Here is a 3,964-nt window from a genome sequence, read left to right as displayed (position 1 = left end):
GGCATCAAACCAACCCATACCGGCAATATGTAAGGATACAAAAGCCGCAGCAGTTGTCAGCGCATAGGCAAACCATAACCGTTTGGCCACTTGCGAAATGCGGGGCGCCATCTTACTTTCTTTATCCATACCCGGAATTTCCGCTTTGAAAAGCTGCGTCCCCCCCACGCCCAACATCGGCAAAATCGCCACAGCCAGCACGATAATACCCATACCGCCAAGCCAGTTGAGCATGTGCCGCCAAAAATTTACCGACGGATCCAGAGTATCCAAGCCGGAAATCACTGTTGCCCCCGTTGTCGTCAGCCCCGACATCGCTTCAAAAAACGCATCGGTGAAACTCATGGACGGCATATAGAAATAAATCGGCATCGCCGCCACGACGGCAAAGGCCAGCCACAGCATCAATACCAGGGTAAATCCGTCACGCGGCCGCAATTCACGGTTGAAACGCAAAGTCAGCACCCAAGTAACGCACGACACCAACAATACCGTCAAAGCCGTGTAGGCAAACACGAAAAACGCACTGTCGTGATAAAAATACGACATCAGTGTCGGCACAGCCAACAGCAGTGAAAACAACAGCCCCAGCTTGGACAATACATGGACAATCGGCATCACCTTGCTTACCGCACCACCCAATCTGAAACCCTTATACAAATACATCATATCCCTATCATCAGAAAACAAAATATTCAGACGGCCTCATGAAAAAAAGGCCGTCTGAAACAGCATATTTTATCAAAATGCCGCAACCCCGTGATAAAGAAAAACCAAAAAACACTTGCCTGCTTTTTTTCTAAGAGTATAATGTTATACCATAACACTAGCTGGAGAAAGAAATGAAACCCGATATCCACCCAGACAACTATCGTACCGTCCTGTTTTACGACAGCGGCGCAGACCAAGGATGGCTCATCCGTTCATGTGCCAATACCCACGGAAAAACCATGGTTTGGAAAGACGGAGTAGAGTATCCCCTCTTCTCTCTTGATACCTCTTCCGCGTCCCACCCCGTATACACAGGCAAACAACGCAATGTCAATATCGAAGGCCGCGCCAGCAAGTTCAACCAACGTTACCAATCCATGATGTCTTCCTTCAGAAAGGATAAATGATGCAAGTCCTCTCATCCCTAAAAACTGCAAAAAAACGACACCGCGACTGCCAAATTGTCCGCAGAAAAGGCAAAGTGTACGTCATTTGCAAGAGCAACCCCCGCTTTAAAGCACGCCAACGTTAAACGGCCAACCCATATTTCAATGTAACTCTCTGAATTTTCCGCACTTTCGTTTACCTCTAGCGCAAGTGCGGCTTTTTTTCAAACGGCATTAATCATTCATATCAAAACTACAAAGAATCCTGCCATACTCCCGGAAACAGGAAGAAAAGTAAATAATGGTTATCCCTATTGTGAAGCCATAAAGATATTTATAACATGCCGCTACATTCTTCCTTCAACACTGACCATAGGAGTCAAAAATGAAAGTAAAAGCCCTGCTCGCAATTGCCGCCGCCATGAGTCTCGCTGCCTGTGCCGCACCCGAAGCCCATCAACATGACCATGGTCACCGTCACGAGCACAATCATGACCACGGCCGTGCACACGATCATGATGCCCGTGTTCAATCATTCAGCTGCGAAAACGGTCTGTCTGTACAAGTCCGCAACCTGAGCACCGATCAAGTTGAATTACGCCTTGACGACAAAGTTGCCACCCTGTCTTCTGCCGTTGCAGGTTCAGGCGAACGCTATGTTGCCAACCAAGGCCTGTTCGGCAAAGGCGCTGAATGGCATCAAAAAGGCAGCGAAGCATTCTTCGGCTTCACTGACCCATACGGCAACAAAGTAGAAACTTCTTGCTCTGCACGCTAATTTCTACTTAGCAATAGAATAGCTAAAGGCCGTCTGAAAACTTGTTTCAGATGGCCTTTCATATTGGATAAAACGAAATTTCCGTTTAAGGATAAAATGCAAATATGAGGCTATTTGAAGGTTCAAAATACGTCCATACTCCACGGATAAGTAAGACCCTTTAAAAGGTATCTTCTCCGACAATGCATTATTTCAAAATCATTAAATATATATCTACCTTAATTTAAAACTTTTTCCAAGATTTCTTTAAGGTTTTCATCATCTTCATCCAAAATTAATTTTTCTGAAATATTATGAAGACAATGTTCCAAATCAATGGCTAAGGCTACTTGGTTTTGATAGGATAATTTTGGATAGAGTTCAAGTAAAACCCAATAAATGCATATACTATCATTTGAGTAAAAAATATTTGAAACGAATGGAAGTAATGTGTCTTGTCGTTCTACAAAGATTTCGACAATTTCACTAAAAACAGGAAAGTTCGCATCTCCCAACCATCCTGAGAGCCACTCCCCCATCTCAATTAATTCCTCATCGTTGCAGTCCTTAATTTTTTTGCAAGCCTTGATGTCAAACTTATCTTTAGGGCGCATAGGATACCTCATTGCTTTATTAAAGACTTACGAATACAGAATTGTAATGATTGATCTCAATTCTAGACAAATGATTATTCGTCATTCCTGTATCCTCAACAAATTTTCTCTGAAGTAAGAGTTATTTTGTGCAATTAAACTCCTACCCTGCAATAACTTGAAACCCTATCCTGCATTTTACCTAAATCACAAATCCCAATTACCCTTCAAAATCTATTCGCTATACAAAACAGATTCAATAAACAAAGGCCGTCTGAAAACCTATTACCAAAGTTTTCAGACGGCCTTTATCTTAGACCAAATAATTAAGCGTAATGTCTTTCTTCGCCTTTACCGTCAACGTTGTCGGCACAACGTTTACAGATGGTTTCATGGCCTGCAACTGCGCCTACATCGTGGGTGTAGTGCCAGCAGCGTTCGCATTTTTCACCATCGCTGGCTTTAGCGGTTACAGCAAGTTCATCACCTACTTTCACTTCTGCTTTAGACACCAGCAAAGCAAAACGCAATTCTTCGCCCAAAGTGTTCAGATAGTCGGCAATTTCTTCAGGAGCGGTAATTTCGGTTTCGGCTTGCAATGAAGAACCGACGGTTTTATCCGTACGCAGAGGCTCGATGGCGGCGGTTACTGCTTCGCGTGCTTCTCGGATTGCCGTCCATTTTTTCACCAATTCGGCTTCGGCTTTTTCATTGATTGGTGGGAACTCATGCCATGTGTGGAAAAGGACGCTGTCTTCTTCGCCACCACCAATGATGTCCCATGCTTCCTCACCGGTAAAGCACAAAATCGGCGCAATCAGCAGAACCAAACTGCGTGTGATGTGATACAAGGCAGTTTGGGCGCTGCGGCGTGCATGGCTGTCTGCTTTGGTGGTGTAGAGGCGGTCTTTCAGGATATCGAGGTAGAACGCGCCCAAGTCTTCCGAACAGAAAGAAACAATGTCTTTTACGGCAAAATGGAAGGCATAGCGTGGATAGTAATCGCCTGCCAGACGCTCTTGCAACTGGCGCGCCAACACTAAGGCGTAGCGGTCGATTTCCACCATATCTGCCTGTTGCACGGCATCTTCAATAGGATTGAAGTCGCTGAGGTTGGCAAACAGGAAGCTCAAAGTGTTGCGGATACGACGGTAGCTTTCAGTAACGCGTTTGAGGATTTCTTTGGAAATCGCCAATTCACCGCTGTAATCGGTAGATGCCGCCCACAGACGCAGGATGTCTGCGCCGAATTCGTTGTAAACTTCTTGCGGCGCGACGACGTTGCCGATGGATTTCGACATTTTGCGGCCGTTTTGGTCAACCACGAAACCGTGGGTCAGCAGCTGTTTGTATGGTGCACGACCCATTGATGAGGCGCAACCAGTCAGCATGGACGATTGGAACCAGCCGCGGTGTTGGTCGCTGCCTTCAAGGTACAAATCAGCCGGCCATTCCAATTCTTCGCGTTGTTTCAAGACGGAATAATGGGTCGAGCCGGAGTCGAACCATACGTCCAT

General features: G+C 45.6%; 6 protein-coding genes. 3 read left to right on the top strand and 3 right to left on the bottom strand.

All coding sequences use genetic code 11. The annotated features are described in order from the left end of the window. Positions 1 to 669: potassium transporter TrkG (locus tag ACTHS3_RS10640; protein ID WP_440367930.1), on the bottom strand; the 669-nt coding region annotated here is incomplete at its 3' end. A gap of 173 nt (positions 670 to 842) precedes the next feature. Between ACTHS3_RS10640 and ACTHS3_RS10635 the strand changes: the two genes are divergently transcribed. The 3 genes from ACTHS3_RS10635 (at position 843) to ACTHS3_RS10625 (ending at position 1,875) form a co-directional block, all read left to right on the top strand. Continuing rightward, positions 843 to 1,118, top strand: a complete 276-nt coding sequence (locus tag ACTHS3_RS10635) for a type B 50S ribosomal protein L31 (RefSeq protein ID WP_049328620.1) — start codon at positions 843 to 845, stop codon at positions 1,116 to 1,118. Beyond that, positions 1,118 to 1,243: a type B 50S ribosomal protein L36 gene (gene ykgO, locus ACTHS3_RS10630; RefSeq protein WP_003685279.1), complete on the top strand. Its 126-nt coding sequence runs from the start codon at positions 1,118 to 1,120 to the stop codon at positions 1,241 to 1,243. Before ACTHS3_RS10635 ends, ykgO begins: the two co-directional genes overlap by 1 nt. A gap of 239 nt (positions 1,244 to 1,482) precedes the next feature. Next, positions 1,483 to 1,875: an MliC family protein gene (locus ACTHS3_RS10625; RefSeq protein WP_049348337.1), complete on the top strand. Its 393-nt coding sequence runs from the start codon at positions 1,483 to 1,485 to the stop codon at positions 1,873 to 1,875. A gap of 218 nt (positions 1,876 to 2,093) precedes the next feature. Here ACTHS3_RS10625 and ACTHS3_RS10620 read toward each other — a convergent pair whose 3' ends face one another. Both ACTHS3_RS10620 and ACTHS3_RS10615 read right to left on the bottom strand, forming a co-directional pair. Further along, positions 2,094 to 2,468 carry a DUF5071 domain-containing protein gene (locus ACTHS3_RS10620; protein ID WP_004520105.1) on the bottom strand — a complete coding sequence of 125 codons (375 nt, stop codon included), beginning with the start codon at positions 2,466 to 2,468 and terminating at the stop codon, positions 2,094 to 2,096. A 305-nt stretch (positions 2,469 to 2,773) separates the two neighbouring features. After that, positions 2,774 to 3,964 (bottom strand): class I tRNA ligase family protein (locus tag ACTHS3_RS10615; protein WP_440367929.1); only part of this gene is annotated, 1,191 nt, incomplete at its 5' end.

This window comes from Neisseria sp. P0009.S007, from assembly GCF_051962515.1.
This window is presented reverse-complemented; position numbering and strand designations above follow the sequence as displayed.